This is a genomic window from Rhodococcus sp. KRD197 (genome assembly GCF_017168235.1).
Lineage (GTDB): Bacteria > Actinomycetota > Actinomycetes > Mycobacteriales > Mycobacteriaceae > Rhodococcoides.
Window position 1 is genome coordinate 109,200 of the sequence record NZ_JABFAO010000001.1, and the last position, 17,261, is coordinate 126,460.

Below are 17,261 nucleotides of genomic sequence, written 5' to 3' on the forward strand. Positions count from 1 at the left end.
CTCAGACGCCGAAGTCGCGCTTGACCTGCGTGGTGCGCCAGTGTTCGACGACGAAGGACAGAAACGGGATGGTGCCTGCGAGCAGTGTTCCGATCGTGCGAGCCAGCGGCCAGCGGACCTTGATGGCCAGGTCCACGGTGAAAATGAGGTAGATCAGATAAACCCAGCCGTGCACGACCGCGATCCAGCTCGGCACGTCCTCGACCCGGAAGATGTACTTGGCGACCATTTCCCCGGTGAGAACCAGCAGCCAGATGCCGGTGATGTACGCGAGCACTCGGTAGCGCAACAGAGCGGACGCGATCTTCTTCGTCCGGTCGGTCTGCGCGGGCTTCTCCGGTGCCGTGCTCACGTATGGGGCTCCTGTCTTCACTCGCGTGAGCGGTCGAGCTCAGCGAGATAGCTGTTGTATTCGAGAAGTTGACGAGTCTCGAGGTCGGCCTCTTCGGCGGACACACGATCGTCCACGCTGCCGGGTGCGGGCCGCGCGGGAAGTAGATCGGCGGGGATCTCGCGGAGGACGTTGTCGGCTTCACTCTCGGGTGCGTCCGGCGACTCCGCCTCGTCTTCGAGTTTGACGAACTTGCGATACGCATAGATCACGAATGCCGCGAACAGTGGCCACTGCAGTGCGTACCCGAGGTTCTGACCGTTACCGCCGACAGCCTCGAATCGCTCCCACTGCCACCAGCCGAGCGCCAGGCACGCCGCCGCAGACAGCATGACCAGCGCGATGAGCGCAGGACGGCGTCCGGAGCGAGAATGTGCCACCCCACGAAGGTACCCGAGTCTCTACTACCTCTGGTAGTTCGGTGCGGGCCGGGGGGGAGTCCTGACTGGTCCGATGGCCCACAGGGCGGGGACCAACGGCTCTCGCGCCGGATCCGGCGGGTTGGTCGACTGGTGGCCGGAATTGATATCGAATGGTTGCGGGGAGTGAAGATGACCGACACGCTATCCGACAACGACCTTCTCGACCGTTACGTTCACGGTGTGCTCGTGCATTTGCCGAGGTCACGCCGGGACCAGGCTGACAAGGAGCTGCGGGAACGGGTCCGGAACGAATCCTACGGGCGCTCCACACGTGAGGTTCTCACCGAATTCGGTCCACCGGAAGATCAGGCGCGCCGACTCCGCGGCGCGCCGCGTCAGCTCATCGGGCCGCGCTTCTATGACACGTACGTGCGTGTTCTATGGTCTGCTGTCCGTGTGATGGCGATCCTCTTCGGAGGGGTGAGTCTGCTGCCCATCCTGGTCGACAACGACACGACGCCGACAATCGGCAGGATTGTCGAAGAGGGGCTCACGTCGGCCTTCGCGGGCGCGATGTACGCCGCCCTCTGGGTCACCGTAGTCTTCGCGGTCATCGAGCGTTTCGCCCCGAATGCGGTGCTACGCGATTGGCATCCTGATGACCTCCCGCCGGTTCCGCACGGGCACGAGATCGCCCTCGGCGACGCGATCGCTGATCTTGTGTTCGCCGTCGCCTTGCTGGTCGTATCGCTGTGCTTCTTCCCGGCGCTGGCACCGTCGTTTCTCGCCGAAACCGCGGAGGGCCTCGATGCCGGTGTGGTCGAGGGACTGTTGCCTGCTGTAGTCGTGGTTGCTGGGTTGTGGGTGTGTGTGGCAGGCGCGCAATTGATCGTGCGTGCCTGGACGCTGCCGGTCACTGTGATATCCATTGCGGCAAATCTGCTTGCCGTTGCCACAGCCGTCGCCGTCCTGGTGTACCGGCCCTACTTCTCGGCGGAATTCATCGCCAGTCGATATGGAGGTAACGACGGCAATCTGGGTACCGCACTCGATATCGCGATAGGTATAGGTGCCATCGCTGTGATTCTCGTGTGTGCCAACGACATTGTCACCACCGTCCGCAAATACCTCGCCCACCGCCAGGAGCTCTAGCCGGGACGCGAGATTTCCCATGGTGACAGAGGTGCATCGCAGGGACTTTCGGCCCTCCCCGCAGGCCGCACCCTGGGTCACGATCAAGTGATGACCGACGACGCTGTGATCGACATTTCCGGGCTGACGAAGTCTTTCGGCCACACTGTCGCACTCGACGCACTCGACCTGACTGTTCGCGCTGGTGAGGTGCACGGGTTCCTCGGGCCCAACGGCGCGGGGAAAACGACGACGATTCGTATCCTGCTGGGGTTGCTTCGTGCGGACGCCGGCTCGGTCCGGTTACTCGGGTTGGACCCGTGGACGGACGCGGTCGCCGCGCACGCCCGGCTCGCCTATGTGCCGGGTGAGGTCACGCTATGGCCGGGTATCACCGGTGGTGAGACCATTGACCTGCTGGCCAGACTGCGCGGTGGTGTGAATTCTGCTCGACGCGCCGAGATGCTCGAACGATTCGAACTCGACCCGACTGTGAAAGCTCGCGCCTATTCCAAGGGGAACCGACAGAAGGTGGCACTGGTTGCCGCGCTGGCATCGGACGCGGAACTGTTCTTGTTCGACGAACCGACAGCGGGTCTGGATCCGCTGAAGGAAGCGGAGTTTCAACGGTGTGTTCGTGAGCTGGTGAGCGAGGGACGCACGGTGCTGTTGTCCAGTCACATGCTTGCCGAGGTCGAGGCACTGTGCGATCGAGTCAGCATCGTTCGAAACGGTCGTACGGTGGAGAGCGGGTCTCTCGTCGAATTGCGGCATTTGAGCACGACGTCGATCACTGTCGAGACGGTGCACCCCACCGCTGCACTTGCGTCGACGCCGGGGGTGCACGAGCTGGTCTCGGATGGCACACACGCACGGTTCGCGGTCGAGACGGCGCAACTCGACGGTGTGCTCCGTGCGCTCGCCGATCTCGGTGTCGTCGCGATGAGCAGCAGTAGGCCGACACTGGAGGACATCTTTCTGCGTCACTACGAGGTCGATTCCCACTCGGTAGCGGGGACATCGTGAGTGGGGTCGCCGTGAGCAGCGACATCGTCACCACGGAGACGGCCTTTCCTCGCTCAGCGGGCTTCACCTCGCTTGTTCGTTTCTCACTACGTCGCGAGCGCTGGATACTGCCTTGGTGGCTGGCAGGGATGGCTGCCTTGATGGCGCTGCAGTCCACGAGCAGTCAGAACTTCTACGATTCGCCCGAGAAATTGGCCCAGTTGCGGTCCACCATGAGTGCGAACGCGGCACTGGTTGCGATGGGCGGGCCGACGCGACTGCTGGAGACAATCGGCGGTGAGGTGCTCTTCGAGATCTTCGCCTATCTCGCCATTGTCGTCGCACTGATGAATATGTTCTTGATCGGTAGGAACACGCGATCCGACGAAGAAGCCGGACGAACCGAGTTGATCAGGTCGATGAGGGTGGGGCGCCGCGCTCCTGTACTCGCTGCTCTCGGTATCGCCGTGCTCGCGAACATCGTCGTCGCGGTGGTCCTGACTGTCACATCGGTGGTGACCGGGCTGGCAATCGAAGGTTCGGTGCTGTTCGGACTGGCAATCGCCGGCTTCGGCATGACTGTTGCAGCGGCCACCACCGTCGCCGCACAGATGTACCAGAATCCCCGCGGCGTCTACGCAGCCGTCAGTGCACTGATCGCAGTGGCGTACATCCTGCGCGCGGTCGGCGATGTGGGCAACGACGCGGTGGCCTGGGCCTCGCCTATCGGGTGGGGGCAACGTACCTATCCCTTCGTAGACGATCGCTGGTGGCCACTGCTGTTGTATGTCGTGATGTCGGCGATGCTCGTCGCCGTGGCGTTCATCCTCGCTGAGCGACGCGACTTCGGTGCTGGAGTCTTTCGGTACCGGGCGGGCCGCGGTACGGCCTCTCGCCTGCTGAGCTCGCCGGTCGGTTTGGTGTGGCGTGTGCAACGCGCCACTGTATTCGGTTGGTGTATCGGGGTTTTCGTTCTCGGAAGTGCCTATGGCTCCTTCGCGGACAGCATCGAACAGTTTCTGGCGGACAATCCTGAACTCGCTGCCTATCTGCCGGACGCGAGCGACGCCGTCGACTCGTACCACTCGCTCACGCTGTCGATCATTGCTCTACTGGCCGCCGCATGTGGGGTGAGCTGTGTGCTGCGGGCTCGGACCGAGGAGGCGGCCGGACGGGCGGAGATGATCCTGGCAGCACCGGTCGGGCGCGTGCGTTGGCTCACCGGGTACCTCGTGGTGGCGATGGCAGGCAGTGCGCTGGTATTGGTTGCAGGCGGGTTCGGCGACGGCCTGGCGTACGGGGTGACTATCGGTGATCCGCTGCAGGCCGTGCGCCTGGCAGCGTCGGCACTGGCGTACGTCCCCGCAGTGTGGGTAATCGTGGCGGCAACGGCCGTGGTCGTCGGCGTTGCGCGTCGGGCAGCTGCAGTGGCGTGGCTCTTTTTCGGCTATGTAGCGGTCGCCGTCATGTTTGCCGACGCGTTCGATCTACCCGAGTGGTTCGATCGGGCTTCACCCCTGCGGTACACCGCGCAGGTGCCACTGGAACCATTCGATCTGGGGCAGGGGCTGATCCTGCTGGCGGTCGCGGCCGGCCTGTCAGGCATCGCCTTCGTCGGGTGCCGACGCCGCGATCTGGGGTATTGAACTGCTGTCCTGCATTGATCCCTCGACAAGGTGTGCGCGAGGGGGGACTTGAACCCCCACGTCCTAAGACACTGGAACCTAAATCCAGCGCGTCTGCCATTTCCGCCACTCGCGCGAGTGCGGGGCAAGTCTACAACGTCGCTAGCTGGTGACCGCAGCCGCTGCGCGTACGGCGTACTGTGCCAACGGTGGCGAGCAAGAACGATTCCGGATTCGATCCGACACGCACACTCGAACTGTTGTGGCGTGTCGGTAGCAAACCGAGCCGTACTGGGTTGAGTGTGGACGCGATCGTGTCGGCAGCGATCGAGATCGCCGATGCCGAGGGCGTGGACGCGGTGTCGATGCGGCGCGTGGCGGACAAGCTCGGTGTCGGCGCGATGTCGCTCTACACCCACGTGCCCGGTCGTGACGAGCTGGCGGACCTCATGATCGACAGTGCCGTGGACTCGCTGTATTCGAGCGTCGACGAACCGGCTGCCTCCTCCGAAGGCTGGCGCGACGGCCTGGAGTTCGTGGCCGAGCGCAACTGGCAGCTCTACCGGCGGCACCCGTGGTTGCTCGATGTGCAGCGGGCGCGCGCCGTGCTGGGACCGCACACCAACGACAAGTACGAGGCGGAACTCCGCGTCCTCGACGGCGTAGGGCTGACCGATATCGAGATGGACTCGGTGCTCACCTTGGTACTCACTCACGTCGCCGGGACGGCCAGGGCGCTGACCGTGTTCGAGCGCAGCCGTGACGAGTCCGGTATGACGGACGCGCAGTGGTGGGCCGCCACCGCACCGATCCTCGAACAGGTGATGGACCGTGATCGATACCCGGTGTCGGGGCGCGTCGGGACCGCTGCGTCGACCTCGTACGACGCAGCGAGCGACCCCGTGCACGAGTACGAGTTCGGCGTGGCACGCATCCTGGACGGGGTGGCCGCGCTCATCGACAAGCATCCGTCCTGAGACAGCCCCGGTTCGGGCGATCAGCCGACCTCGGAGAGCGGAACCGGTAGCGGGGGAAGCGGGAAGCGGCGTCGATAGCGCCACGCGGCGTGTTCGAGCACCACAGTCTCGCTCCCGAGCGTCGCGGCCGCAGCGCCCAACAGTCCCGACGCCTCGCTCAGGTCCACTTCCCGGCCCACCGCATCCGAGATGAAGGCAACCAGATAGCGGATGGCGTCGGGCGTGCGTCTGCCGACGAGGAAGAGGGCGCATTCCCACGTTTTGGAGCCGACACCGGTGATGGCTGTGACGGCCCGACGCCGATCGCCGTGGTCATCGAGGTCGGCGGCCGTGCGCACACCGAGCGAAATCAGTGTCGCTGCTGCGCGGGCCGCCGCGTCTGCCTTGGTGGTGGAGTTACCGGACACGCGTTGCCGGTTCCCGAGAATCTCGGCGAGGTCCTCGGGGCATGTCTGGAAATTCGCGAGCGCACCGATGTCGTCCAAGTGCTCTCGTCGGTGGAGCTCCAGCGAGCGATATGCGCGCCAGCGGGAGAGGACTCGGCGTACCCCGTTGCCGGGACCTCCGTAGGGAGCTCGCGCGGTGAAGACGGCGTCGAGTAGCGCGATTTCGAGCTCGTCCGGCCACCCCGGTGTCCAGAACGGCGAAACAGTCAGTGCCGCAGTGTCTTCGATGTGGAAACGGACCGCATCGTGGTCGTGTTGCGAAAAGATGTGTGTAACTGACGAATACATGAAATCCCCCCGAGTTCGATGTGTCGGGGTCAAGCTACGTCGAGCCACCGACAGTCTTTGAGACTGCATCTGTGGCCAGCATCACATAACGAAATGATAACGATAGACGCGAGGAAATCCTCATGTTTTGCCGCGGCAAATTGCGTCGCTGCCAGCACCGATGTTTGTTACCGGCGAGTTCGACACGGTGTCGAAAAATCGCTGCTGGGCGGGCTACTCGCGGGTAGCAGTAGGACATCAAATGAAACGTGAGGATTTCCTCATGATTCTGTGTCAACCTGGTGTCACGCGGATAGAGCACACGTCGCCGACGACGTCCGAGCTCCACGATTTCGCTCCACTACGCCGAGACGACGGCGTCGCCGACGAACCCTCACCCCTCGAGGCGTTCACGAGAGGAATGCTGCACCTTGACGATCAACGAGAGCACACCATCACACGGACAGGGCGCGGGCAGGTCCCCCAGGAGCGGTGGCGGTTCTCGTACGCTCGCAGACCGCTTCGCAGCCGGTGAACCGTACGCACTCGCCTTCGGAGGCCAGGGTGCACCGTGGCTCAGCTCCCTCGAAGAGCTCGCCCGCGATTCCGCGCTCGAGCCGGAACTGACCGACCTCGTCAACGAATCCGCCACCATCCTGGCCCCCGTCGCCGACGAACTTCTCGTCGTTCGTTCCGTCGGCTTCGATCCGATCGGCTGGATGCTCGAGCAGGATCTCGCCGAGGATGCCGACGACGCAGCCACATTCGGCCCGTCGGAAACGGCATTGACCTCCGCAGCGGTCTCCCTGCCGGGTGTCTTCCTGACTCAGGTCGCCGCCCTGCGCGCGCTCAAGCTGCAGGGACTCGACCCCGCCGAGACTCCGCCCGTCAGCGTCATCGGACACTCGCAGGGGCTCATCGCAGCAGAATCCGTCAAGAGCAACGGCGGCGAGGACGCTTCGCTGCTGGCCGTCGCACAGCTCATCGGTGCTGCCGCAGGCCTCGTTGCCCGTCGACGCGGGATCATCGGTGCCGCGGACCGCGCACCCATGGTCTCGGTTTCCGGTGTCGACCCCACCCGCCTGCAAGCCGTCGTCGACGAGCTCGCCATCCCCGGCGCCCCCGAGCGCTCGGCGATCCTCGCCATCCGCAACGGTCGTCGCCGCGTCGTCCTGGCAGGCCCACCCGCCCAGCTCGCTCGCGTGCAGGAAAAGTGCGAGCAGATCGCTGCGTCGGAAGAGCGTGAACGCGACGCCAAGAAACGCGGCGGAGCTGTGTTCTCGCCCGTCTTCGAACTTCTCCCCGTCGAGGTCGGCTTCCACCACCCGGCATTGAACGACGCCGTCGAACTCGTCTCGGCCTGGGCGGCTCGCTGCGGTCTCGACACCGACGTCGCACGCGACCTCGCGCAGCGCATCCTGGTCGATCCGGTCGACTGGGTCGGCGAGATCGACTCGGTGGTCGACGCCGGTGCCTCGTGGATCCTCGATCTCGGCCCCGGTGACCTCCTCACCCGCATGACGACGCCGGCCCTGCGCGGCCAGGGCGTCGGCATCGTCGCCGCCTCCACCCGAGGCGGACATCGCAACCTGCTCACCCCGGGCGCAGCGCCCGAGGTGCAGCCGTCCTGGTCCGAGTTCGCACCCAAGCCGGTCACACTGCCGGACGGCCGCGTCGTGGTCGAGACATCGTTCACCAAGCTCACCGGCCGTTCGCCCATCCTGCTCGCGGGCATGACCCCCACCACCGTCGACGCGAAAATCGTTGCAGCAGCAGCGAACGCCGGACACTGGGCCGAGCTCGCAGGCGGCGGACAGGTCACCGAGGACATCTTCAACGACCGCGTCGCGGAGCTCTCGCAGCTGCTCGAACCGGGCCGCGCCGTCCAGTTCAACTCGCTCTTCCTCGACCCGTACCTGTGGAAGCTGCAACTCGGTGGACGCCGACTCGTCCAGCGAGCGCGCGCCGCCGGAGCCGCATTCGACGGCGTCATCGTCACCGCCGGCATCCCCGAGCTCGAAGAAGCCGTGGCGCTCATCGAGGAGCTCAACGAGGCCGGCATCTCCCACGTCTGCTTCAAGCCCGGAACGGTGGCGCAGATCCGTTCGGTCATCCGTATTGCCAACGAGGTGCCGTCGTACCCGGTGATCGTCCACATCGAAGGTGGGCGCGCTGGTGGACACCACTCGTGGGAGGACCTCGACGACCTGCTGATCTCCACCTACGCCGAGCTGCGGGCACGCCCCAACCTCGTCATCTGTGTAGGCGGCGGAATCGGAACCCCCGAGCGCGCCGCCGAATACCTCTCCGGACGTTGGTCGCTCGGCGCCGGCTACCCGAGGATGCCGCTCGACGGCATTCTCGTCGGAACTGCCGCGATGGCCACCCTCGAAGCCACCACCGCGCCCGAGGTCAAGCAGCTCCTCGTCGACACCCCGGGTACGCCCGACTGGGTCGGCGCAGGCACCGCGGTCGGCGGAATGGCCTCGGGCCGAAGCCAGCTCGGCGCAGACATCCACGAGATCGACAATGCCGCATCACGCTGCGGCCGCCTGCTCGACGAGGTCGCCGGAGATTCCGACGCCGTAGCGAAGCGGCGCGATGAGATCATCGCCGCGCTCGACGGAACCGCGAAGCCGTACTTCGGCGATGTCGCCGAGATGACCTACCAGCAGTGGCTCACGCGTTACCTCGACCTGGCCATCGGCACCGATGGACACAGCGAATTCGACTGCGGCGGTGAGTTCACCGAGGACGTGTCCTCCGCTCGCGAATCGGTGTGGCTCGACATCACCTGGCGCAAGCGCTTCCTCGACATGCTTCAGCGCGCCGAGGCACGTCTGCACCCGGTCGACCGTGGACCGATCCCGACACTGTTCGCCGACGTAGAGACGCTCGAGCGGCCCCGCGCAGCCCTTTGTTCGCTGTTCGCTCAGTTCCCAGACGCCGCAGATGTCGTGCTGCACCCGGCCGACATCACGTTCTTCACCTCGCTGTGCAAGCTGCCGGGCAAGCCCGTCAACTTCGTTCCCGTCGTCGACGGCGATGTCCGTCGCTGGTGGCGCAGTGACTCCCTGTGGCAGGCACACGATCCGCGTTACTCCGCCGACCAGGTCTGCGTCATCCCCGGCACCGTCGCCGTGGCAGGCATCACCGAGGTCGACGAGCCGGTCGGAGATCTGCTCAACCGCTTCGAGAAGGCCGCCGCCGACGAACTCGTCGCAGGCGGTGTCGAGGCCGTCAGCGTCGCCAGCCGTCGACACGCGGAGATCGCTCCCGGACTGCTCGGCATCGTGCTGGCCGCGCCGGATGTCAACTGGGCTTCGCGTATGACGAAGAACCCCGTTGCACGCCTCGGTGATCCAGCCGAATGGATCGTCCAGTCCGAGATGGTGGCTGCGCATCCGCAGACCGGTGCGACGCTGACCGTGCACGATTCCGATGTCGTCGAGCTGGCAGTTCCGCTGGCCCCCGGCAAAGAGGTTCGCATTCGCCTGACCGTCCCGGCCTCGACCATCGACGGCGGCGCACCCGTCGTCACCGCCGAGGACGCAAGTGCATCGATGTCCGCACTGCTCGGAGTTGCAGCCGGACAGGATCTTCCGAAGGTCAAGAACGGCGTCGCCCGTATCAACCTCGCCTGGATTCCTGATCTGATCGCCGACCACGCCGGCGTCACCGGCTCGGGTCTGCCCGAATCGCTGACCGTCAGCGGCAAGGCCGTGCCCGACGTACTCGTCGGTGCCTGCTGGCCTGCTGTGTTCGCCGTCCTCGGTGCGACGCAGACTCAGGACGGCCAGGACGTCATCGAGGGCATGCTCGATCTCGTTCACCTCGACCACAGCGTCGATCTGGTCGGCCAGTTGCCGACCGACACCTCCATCCTGGTCGTCAAGGCCGAGACCGGAGAGGTGCTCGATACCGACCTGGGTCGCGTCGTGGAAGTCACCGTCGAGATCGGCGCCATGCTCGGGGAGGGGCTCGACGCCCCGGCCATCGCCACTCTCGTCGAACGTTTCGCTATCCGCGGACGCACCGGCAAGGGCGAACTGGTCGATCCGGCACGCGCCGGTGGATCGGTCTCCGCCGACGCCACGGACACTCCGCGCCGTCGCCGTCGTCAGGCCACGATTCTGGCTCCACGCAACATGGCCGCGTTTGCTCAGGTCTCGGGTGATCACAACCCGATCCACACCTCCGAGGCCGCGGCACTGCTCGCCGGTCTCGGCAGCCCGATCGTGCACGGGATGTGGCTCTCCGCCGCGGCCCAGCAAGTGGTCACCGCGATCGACTACGCGGACACCAAGACTCCGCCGCGTCGCCTCACTGCCTGGACCGCACGGTTCCTCGGCATGGTTCGCCCCGGTGCCGAGATCGACGTGCGCGTCGACCGCACCGGGTTCGACCAGGGCGCCGAGCTCGTCGAGGTCTCGTGCCGGGTGGAGGGCGAGCTGGTCATGGTCGCCACCGCGCGCACCGCGGCCCCGAAGACGGTGTACGCATTCCCCGGCCAGGGCATCCAGCGTCAGGGCATGGGTCTCGACGCCCGCTCGCGGTCCAAGGCTGCCCGCGAGGTCTGGGAGCGCGCCGACAAGCACACCCGCGAGGCACTCGGATTCTCGATTCTCGCTGTGGTGCGCGACAACCCGACCTCCCTCAAAGCTCGGGGCACCGTCCACAAGCATCCCGACGGTGTGCTGCACCTGACGCAGTTCACCCAGGTCGCCATGGCGGTGCTCGGCGTCGCGCAGGTTGCCGAAATGCGTGAGGCCGGAGTGTTCGTCGAGAACTCGATTCTCGCGGGTCACTCCGTCGGTGAATACAACGCACTCGCTGCGGTCGCCGGTGTGCTGCCGCTCGAAGCGGTACTCGAGGTCGTCTTCCAACGCGGATCAGCCATGCACGCTCTGGTGCCACGCGATTCCGCTGGTCGAAGCGACTACAGGATGGCCGCCATTCGTCCGTCGCAGATCGGTCTCGCCGACGAGGACGTGCACGCGTTCATTGCCGGTGTCGCCGAGGAGTCCGGGGAGTTCCTCGAGATCGTCAACTTGAACCTGCGCGGCTCGCAATACGCCATCGCGGGAACGGTCGACGGGCTCGGCGAGCTCGAGAAGAAGATCGCAGTGCGTCGCGCCGAGTTCGGTGGCAAAGCCGCCTACATCATGGTTCCGGGTATCGACGTGCCGTTCCACTCGACGGTGCTGCGCGGGGGAGTCGACGACTTCCGCAAGCGTCTCGAAGCACTGCTGCCCGCCGAGCTCGACCCCGAGATCCTGCTCGGCCGCTACGTCCCGAACCTGGTGCCGAGGCCGTTCTCCCTCGAACGTGATTTCATCCAGGAGATCGCGGACCTGGTTCCGTCGGAACCACTCGACACCGTGCTTGCAGACTTCGATTCCTGGGCTGCACGACCGCACGATCTGTGCCGAGTCGTCCTGACCGAGCTCCTGGCATGGCAGTTCGCCAGCCCGGTGCGCTGGATCGAGACCCAGGACCTGCTCTTCGCAGACGAGTCCGAAGGTGGACTCGGAGTCGAGCGCTTCGTCGAAATCGGCCTCAGCGCAACGCCGACGGTCGCCAACCTGGCATCGCAGACGCTGAAGTTGCCGGGCCGCTTCGGTTCACCGGTCGAGGTACTCAACGTCGAACGTGAGGCCGCGATCGTCTACGGCACCGACACCGATCCAGCTCCGGTGGACGAGGAGGAGGAGTCAGCACCTGTCGCCGAGTCTGCTCCCGCGGCTGCTGCAGCTCCGGCCGCAGCTTCCGCACCGGCCGCGGCACCGTCCGGCGGCCCGCGTCCCGACGACATCGCGTTCAGCGCGTCGGACGCGACGAAGATCCTGATCGGACTGTGGACCAAGCTGCAGCTCGACCAGATCGGGCCCGCCGACACCATCGAGGCGCTGTGCGACGGCGTCTCCTCGCGTCGCAACCAGCTGCTCGTCGACCTCGGCTCCGAGCTCTCGCTCGGTGCCATCGACGGTGCGGCGGATGCGGACATGGGCGCGCTCTCCGGCACCGTCAACAAGCTCGCTCGTACGTACAAGCCGTTCGGCCCCGTGCTGACCGACTCGATCAACGATCACCTCCGCAAGGTCTTCGGACCGTCCGGACGACGCCCGGCGTCGATCGCGGATCGCGTCAAGAAGACCTGGGAGCTCGGCGACGGCTGGGCCAGCCACGTCACCGCCGAGGTTGCGCTCGGCACCCGTGAGGGAGTGTCCGTGCGCGGCGGAGCCCTCGGTGGCCTCGCCGACGGTGCGCTCGGTGACGGTGCTGCCGTGGACGCGGTCATCGACTCGGCCGTGGCCGCAGTCGCCGCACGCCGCGGTGTCGCAGTGTCGCTGCCCCAGACCGGTGGCGGCGGCGGGGGAACCGTCGACGCAGCTGCGCTCGGTGAGTTCACCGAACACATCACCGGACGCGACGGAGTGCTCGCCTCGGCTGCACGCCTGGTGCTCGAACAGCTGGGTCTCGCTGACGCGCCGAACGCGCTCACAGCCGAGAACCCCGATGCCGAACTGGTCGATCTCGTTGCTGCAGAGCTGGGTTCGGACTGGCCACGAATGGTTGCGCCGGCATTCGACGCCCGCAGGGCCGTGCTGATCGACGACCGTTGGGCAACCGCCCGTGAGGACCTGGCCCGGTTGTGGCTCGGCACCTCGGGCGAGCTGACCGTCGAAAGCTTCGCCGGCGCAGGAAAAGCCGTCGCAGCGCAGGCACAGTGGTGGAAGGCCAAGGCCGACTACGAGCACAAGGCCGTGCTGGCCGAGACCTACGGCCGCATCGCCGAGATCGCAGCTCACACCGAGGAGCAGGGTCAGTGGTCCGATGAGGTTGCTGTCGTCACCGGCGGCAGCAAGGGCTCGATCGCGGCTTCGGTGGCAGCCAAGCTGCTCGGCGGGGGAGCGACGGTCTTCGTCACCACCTCGCGTCTGAACGACGAGCGATTGGCGTTCTACCGCAGCCTCTACCGCGAGAATGCTCGCGCCGGAGCGTCACTGTGGATCGTGCCCGCCAACATCGCGTCGTACTCCGATGTGGACGCGCTCATCGAGTGGATCGGCACCGATCAGGTCGATACGGCCGGCGGCGCCAAGACTCTCGTCAAGGCCGGTATCACCCCGACGATGTTGTTCCCGTTCGCCGCTCCTCGCGTGGTCGGTGAACTGTCCGACGCCGGTGGCCGCGCCGAGATGGAAATGCGTGTGCTGCTGTGGTCGGTGGAACGTCTCATCGGCGGACTGTCGAAGATCGGGTACGACAACGACATCGACACCCACCTGCACGTGGTACTTCCCGGTTCGCCGAACCGCGGAATGTTCGGCGGCGACGGTGCCTACGGTGAGTCCAAGGCAGCCCTCGACGCCATTGCGGCGAAGTGGGGCTCGGAGAAGAGCTGGGCCGAACGCGTCTCGATCGCCCACGCTCACATCGGTTGGGTGCGTGGCACCGGGCTGATGGGCGGCAACGATCCCATCGTCGAGGCAGTCGAGGCCGAGGGCGTACGCACCTGGTCCACCGACGAAATGGCAACCGAACTGCTGAAGCTGTGCGAGCCCTCCGCTCGTCGGCAGGCCGCTGAGGCTCCGCTGCTCGCCGATCTCACCGGCGGCTTGGCCAGCACCAAGCTCAACCTCGTCGAACTCGCTCGCGAAGCCGCAGCTGCCGCTGCGGACAAGACCGAGGAAGCCGTCGACGAGTCGGTCATCGCCGCGCTGCCCGCGCCGCCCCGGCTCACCGCGACCACAGCTCCGGCCTGGCCGTCGCTCGATGTCGATCCGAAAGACCTGGTCGTCATCGTCGGCGCCGGGGAGCTCGGACCCTACGGCAGCGCGCGCACCCGCTTCGAGATGGAGGTCGACGAGCAACTCTCGGCGGCAGGCGTTCTCGAACTGGCATGGAACACCGGGCTCATCGCCTGGGAGAACGATCCCAAGCCGGGCTGGTACGACATCGAATCCGGTGACCTCGTGCCGGAGGAGGAGATCGCCGACAAGTACCACGACATCGTCGTCGAGAAGTGCGGTATCCGTACCTACGCCGACGACGGCGCGATGGTGGGCAACACCGCGCCGCTGATGACGTCGGTGTTCCTCGACAACGACCTCACCTTCGTGGTCGGCAGCGAGATCGACGCACGCTCGTTCGCCGCGGCGGACCCCGAGCACACGCTGATCACTCCGGTCCCGGAGTCGAGTGACTGGCAGGTCACCCGTAAGGCGGGCACCGAGATTCGCGTGCCGCGCAAGATGAAGCTCAGCCGCACCGTGGGTGGACAGATTCCCACCGGTTTCGATCCGACCAAGTGGGGCATCTCGCCCGATATGGCCAGCTCGGTCGATCGGGTTGCCCTGTGGAACATCGTCACCACGGTCGACGCATTCATCTCCTCGGGCTTCAACCCCTCGGAACTGATGCGCTGGGTGCACCCGACGCTGGTCGCCAACACTCAGGGCACCGGTATGGGCGGCATGGAGTCGATGCGCTCGCTCTACATCGACACCCTGCTCGGCGACGCTCGTGCGAACGACATCCTGCAGGAAGCTCTGCCGAACGTCGTTGCCGCGCACGTGGTTCAGTCGTACATCGGTAGCTACGGCGCGATGGTTCACCCCGTCGCCGCCTGCGCCACCGCCGCCGTCTCCGTCGAAGAAGGCGTCGACAAGATCAAGCTGGGCAAGGCGCAGCTCGTCGTCGCCGGCGGTTTCGACGACCTGAGCACAGAGGGCATCATCGGCTTCGGCGATATGTCCGCCACCGCGGACTCGGCAGCGATGACAGCCAAGGGCATCAGCGATCGCCGGTTCTCTCGGGCAAACGATCGCCGACGCGGCGGCTTCGTCGAGTCACAGGGCGGTGGCACCATCCTGTTGGCTCGCGGCGACCTCGCACTCGAGATGGGCCTGCCCGTCCTCGGTGTGGTGGCGTACGCGCAGTCGTTCGGCGATGGTGTGCACACCTCCATCCCGGCTCCGGGCCTCGGCGCCCTCAGTGCCGGGCGCGGCGGCAAGGACTCGTCATTCGCGTTGTCTCTCAACGCACTCGGCGTCAGCGCCGACGACGTGGCCGTGATCTCCAAGCACGACACCTCGACCGCAGCCAACGACCCGAACGAGGCAGAACTGCACACCCGCCTCGCGAAGGCCATCGGCCGCACCGACGGAGCGCCGCTGTTCGTCGTATCGCAGAAGAGCCTGACCGGGCACTCGAAGGGCGGTGCTGCAGCATTCCAGCTGATCGGCCTCTGCCAGGTGCTCACGAACGGCGTCATCCCGCCGAACCGCAGCCTCGACTGCGTGGACGACAAGATGACCGAGTTCGAACACCTCGTCTGGGCTCGCGAACCCCTGCGGTTCGGTGACGCGGTGCCGCTGAAGGCGGGACTGCTCACCAGCCTCGGCTTCGGGCACGTATCCGGCCTCATCGCCGTGGTGCACCCACAGGCATTCCTCGAGGCGGTACCTGCCGATCGTCGGAGCGACTACGTGGCCCGGGCGAACGAGCGCCGCATCGCCGGTCAACGCAGGCTCATCTCGGCGATGGTGGGAGGTGACGCCCTGTACGAGCGTCCCGACGACCGGAGGCTCGGACACGACGGGACGCCGGCCAAGGCGTCGCGCGAGCTCGAAGCCGACGTCCTGCTCACCGAGGCAGCGCGCCTCGGCGAGGACAACGTCTACAGCTCCGGTCTGCCGGGGTGCAAGTAATGGCGATTCTTGGAGTGGGTTTCGACCTGGTCACCGTGTCCGACTTCGCCGAGCAGATGGACAAAGCAGGCACGACGATGATCCGCGACAGCTTCACCGCGGGTGAGCGTCGGCACGCGGCGACGAAGAGTGCCGAACCGGCCCGCCACTACGCAGCACGGTGGGCCGCCAAGGAAGCGGTGTTGAAAGCATGGGCGACCTCGCGGTTCGCCCGGCCCCCGCAGATCGGGGACAACCCGTACCCGCTGATCGAGGTCGTCAACGACGCGTGGGGGAGGCCGTCCATCAAGCTGCACGGGATGGCCCTCGAGTTCCTGCCGACGGTGAAGATTCACCTCTCCCTCACGCACGACGGCGACATCGCCGCCGCCGTCGCGATCCTGGAGGAGTGAGTCAGTAGTACCCCGAACGCCGGTCCACCTTCGGGTGGGCCGGCGTTGGTGTTGGTGGGCGGGGTTTTTGCGAGCGAATGTCACATCCGGTCACTCTGAGTGTGCGAGGGCGGCATTCGGTCACTTGGGTCGGAGCGAGGGTGACATTCGGTCACTTGGGGACCGGCGAACCGACTGTCAGTCGACGCTCGATGCGCCCGAACGCCGCGATTGCTTCTCGGCGACGAGGAGGTAGGCGGTCATGATCTGCTTGAGCTCGGCCACTGCATCCTCGTGACTCTGGCCGTCCTGGACGGAGAAGTTGAGCATCGAGTAGACGATATGCACCAGCACCTGCGCCATCAGGTTTCGCTTCGCACGAGGGGTGCGCGGTGTCAATGGCCCGAGCATCTTGGCGACCTGGTCGGCGAACTCGCGTTCGTGGATGACTCCGGTGGCGCGGGTGGACGGTGTCGACTGCATCGCCAGCCACACTTCGCGGCGCGACGGATCGGACATCCAAAGCCCCGCCATGTGGTCGACGAACTTGTTGAGGAAGCGTAGCCAGTCGAGTGAGGGCACCTCGCCGTTGAACTCCGCGAGCTCCTGCTGGACGCCGACGAGGTCCTGTCGATTGAGCTCGCAGACGATGACGTATTTGTTGGCGAAGAATTGGTAGAGCGTCCCGATGGGCAGCTCGGCGCGGGAAGCGACCTCTTCGCAGGTGAACGATTCGAAGCCGACATCGCTGAGGAGCTCACGCGAGGCGGCGAGGAGCGCGTCGAACTTGCGCTGGCTGCGTTCCTGGGTGGGACGCCGGCGTGGCATCAGCTCTTGGGTCTCCGCCGTCGATTCGAGCGCGGCGTCGAGACGTCTCGCGGACTGGGCGCTAGCAGAGGACTCCACCTGCACAGGCTAGCGGCCCGGCGCACATCAACTCCACTACGCGCGGTAACAGGCAACATCCTCG

At 65.9% G+C, this 17,261-nt stretch carries 10 protein-coding genes and 1 tRNA gene; 6 read left to right on the forward strand and 5 right to left on the reverse strand.

All coding sequences use genetic code 11. The features are described from left to right. Nucleotide 1: 1 nt before the first annotated feature. Both J1M86_RS00530 and J1M86_RS00535 read right to left on the reverse strand, forming a co-directional pair. Nucleotides 2–352, reverse strand: coding sequence for a DUF3817 domain-containing protein (locus J1M86_RS00530; protein ID WP_075839862.1), 351 nt, complete (start codon nucleotides 350–352; stop codon nucleotides 2–4). Nucleotides 353–369: 17 nt separating this feature from the next. Beyond that, a complete protein-coding gene (locus tag J1M86_RS00535) occupies nucleotides 370–771 on the reverse strand; it encodes a transcriptional regulator (RefSeq protein WP_206508292.1) in 402 nt (133 codons plus the stop codon). Between the two features lie 171 nt (nucleotides 772–942). Between J1M86_RS00535 and J1M86_RS00540 the strand changes: the two genes are divergently transcribed. The 3 genes from J1M86_RS00540 (at nucleotide 943) to J1M86_RS00550 (ending at nucleotide 4,535) form a co-directional block, all read left to right on the forward strand. Further along, a complete protein-coding gene (locus J1M86_RS00540; RefSeq protein WP_206508294.1) occupies nucleotides 943–1,905 on the forward strand; it encodes a hypothetical protein in 963 nt (320 codons plus the stop codon). A 90-nt stretch (nucleotides 1,906–1,995) separates the two neighbouring features. After that, the gene (locus J1M86_RS00545) at nucleotides 1,996–2,910 is read left to right on the forward strand and encodes an ABC transporter ATP-binding protein (RefSeq protein WP_075839833.1); all 915 of its coding nucleotides are present in this window, start codon (nucleotides 1,996–1,998) and stop codon (nucleotides 2,908–2,910) included. Between the two features lie 11 nt (nucleotides 2,911–2,921). Next, nucleotides 2,922–4,535, forward strand: a complete 1,614-nt coding sequence (locus J1M86_RS00550) for an ABC transporter permease (protein WP_241259385.1) — start codon at nucleotides 2,922–2,924, stop codon at nucleotides 4,533–4,535. A 33-nt stretch (nucleotides 4,536–4,568) separates the two neighbouring features. Here J1M86_RS00550 and J1M86_RS00555 read toward each other — a convergent pair. Next, nucleotides 4,569–4,650, reverse strand: a tRNA-Leu gene (locus J1M86_RS00555). A gap of 73 nt (nucleotides 4,651–4,723) precedes the next feature. On the opposite strand from J1M86_RS00555, the gene J1M86_RS00560 reads away from it, so the two are divergent. Continuing rightward, the gene (locus J1M86_RS00560) at nucleotides 4,724–5,491 is read left to right on the forward strand and encodes a TetR/AcrR family transcriptional regulator (protein WP_206508296.1); all 768 of its coding nucleotides are present in this window, start codon (nucleotides 4,724–4,726) and stop codon (nucleotides 5,489–5,491) included. 20 nt (nucleotides 5,492–5,511) lie between these two features. Here the strand turns inward: J1M86_RS00560 and J1M86_RS00565 are convergent, their stop codons facing one another. Further along, complete coding sequence (locus J1M86_RS00565; RefSeq protein ID WP_206508298.1) at nucleotides 5,512–6,225, reverse strand: hypothetical protein; 714 nt, start codon at nucleotides 6,223–6,225, stop codon at nucleotides 5,512–5,514. 410 nt (nucleotides 6,226–6,635) lie between these two features. Between J1M86_RS00565 and J1M86_RS00570 the strand changes: the two genes are divergently transcribed. Continuing rightward, a complete protein-coding gene (locus J1M86_RS00570; protein ID WP_206508302.1) occupies nucleotides 6,636–15,920 on the forward strand; it encodes a type I polyketide synthase in 9,285 nt (3,094 codons plus the stop codon). Next, nucleotides 15,920–16,312 carry a holo-ACP synthase gene (locus tag J1M86_RS00575; RefSeq protein WP_075839836.1) on the forward strand — a complete coding sequence of 131 codons (393 nt, stop codon included), beginning with the start codon at nucleotides 15,920–15,922 and terminating at the stop codon, nucleotides 16,310–16,312. The genes J1M86_RS00570 and J1M86_RS00575 overlap by 1 nt, the downstream gene beginning before the upstream one ends. A 177-nt stretch (nucleotides 16,313–16,489) precedes the next feature. Here the strand turns inward: J1M86_RS00575 and J1M86_RS00580 are convergent, their stop codons facing one another. Further along, complete coding sequence (locus tag J1M86_RS00580) at nucleotides 16,490–17,197, reverse strand: TetR/AcrR family transcriptional regulator (RefSeq protein ID WP_075839864.1); 708 nt, start codon at nucleotides 17,195–17,197, stop codon at nucleotides 16,490–16,492. Nucleotides 17,198–17,261: the final 64 nt, after the last annotated feature.

Coding starts and splice junctions, on each gene's coding strand:
- J1M86_RS00540 (WP_206508294.1), top strand. CDS start 943: ATGACCGACACGCTATCCGACAACGACCTTCTCGACCGTTACGTTCAC.
- J1M86_RS00545 (WP_075839833.1), top strand. CDS start 1,996: ATGACCGACGACGCTGTGATCGACATTTCCGGGCTGACGAAGTCTTTC.
- J1M86_RS00575 (WP_075839836.1), top strand. CDS start 15,920: ATGGCGATTCTTGGAGTGGGTTTCGACCTGGTCACCGTGTCCGACTTC.
- J1M86_RS00565 (WP_206508298.1), bottom strand. CDS start 6,225: ATGTATTCGTCAGTTACACACATCTTTTCGCAACACGACCACGATGCG.